Genomic DNA, 1,120 nt, shown 5'->3' with positions numbered 1-1,120 from the left:
GGGCCAGGGACCTTTGGCACGGATCGAGCGACCACCCCATCGAACCCGGACGAACATTGCCCGCGAACGCGTCATGGATGACGCGTTCGCGGGCAATGTTCGTCCGGGGCCCTCGGCTTCGGGCGCTCAGTGAGCGTCCGCCGCGTGACGGCCGGTCCTGCGGTGCGGGTTGGTGAACATCACCGCGGCGATGATGCCGACGATGAGCACCGCGGCCGGCAGATACAGCGTCTCGCCCATGGCGCGGGCGAACTGCTCGGCGACCTGCGCCGGCATGTGACCGCCGCCCGCCTGATGCGCGCCACCCGCAGCCTGCTCACCGAGGTGGTGGCGAAGGCGCGAATCCATGAGGGAGGCGACGGCGGCGGAACCGATGACGGCGCCGATCTGACGTGTCGTGTTGTAGATGCCCGAACCTGCACCGGCGAAGCGCGGTTCGAGGGTGCGCGTCGCCGTCACCGAGAGCGGCGCCCACATGAACCCGTTCGCCACACCGAGCAGGCACGCGACGGCGAGCAGCCACCAGATCGACGTGCCGGCGCCGAGCATCCGGCCGTACCAGAACAGGGCGACGGAGAAGCAGACGAGCCCGAAGCCCGCGAGGATCGCGGGGTGCTTGCGGTCGACGAGACCACCGACGACAGGGGCGAGCAGACCGGAGATGACGGCCATGGGCGCGAGCAGCAGCGCGGCCTTCGTCGGCGAGTAACCGAGCACGGCCTGCGCGTAGATCATGATCGGGAACGACATGGCCGTGATCGCGAACCCGACGGACGTGATAGCGATGTTGGCGAGGGAGAAGTTGCGGTTCGCGAACAGGTGCAGCGGCACGAGCTGCTCACCCCTGTATCGTCGCTCCCACAGGATGAACAGGACGAAGAAGACGAGGCCGAGGATGATGAGCAGCGGCACAGAGATGATGCCCGTGATCGTGCCCCAGTCGTACTGCGCGCCTTCTTGGATGCCGAACACGACGCAGAAGAGCGCGACGGCCGACAGCGCGACCCCGACGAGGTCGAACTTGTGCGCGTGACTCGGCAGCGACGGCACGAGCTTCCACGCCATCGCGAGACCGATGAGGCCGACGGGCACGTTGACGAAGAAGATCCACTCCCACCCG

At 67.8% G+C, this 1,120-nt stretch carries 1 protein-coding gene; it reads right to left on the bottom strand.

The window, feature by feature from the left end:
• Positions 1-126 precede the first annotated feature (126 nt).
• A partial coding sequence (locus B2284_RS11155; RefSeq protein ID WP_286697522.1) for an MFS transporter occupies positions 127-1,120 on the bottom strand: 994 nt, incomplete at its 5' end.

Source organism: Dermacoccus sp. UBA1591, assembly GCF_002322065.1.
Lineage (GTDB): Bacteria > Actinomycetota > Actinomycetes > Actinomycetales > Dermatophilaceae > Dermacoccus > Dermacoccus nishinomiyaensis.
The sequence above is the reverse complement of the archived record's forward strand: the minus strand, read 5'-3'. Positions and strand labels throughout refer to the sequence as shown.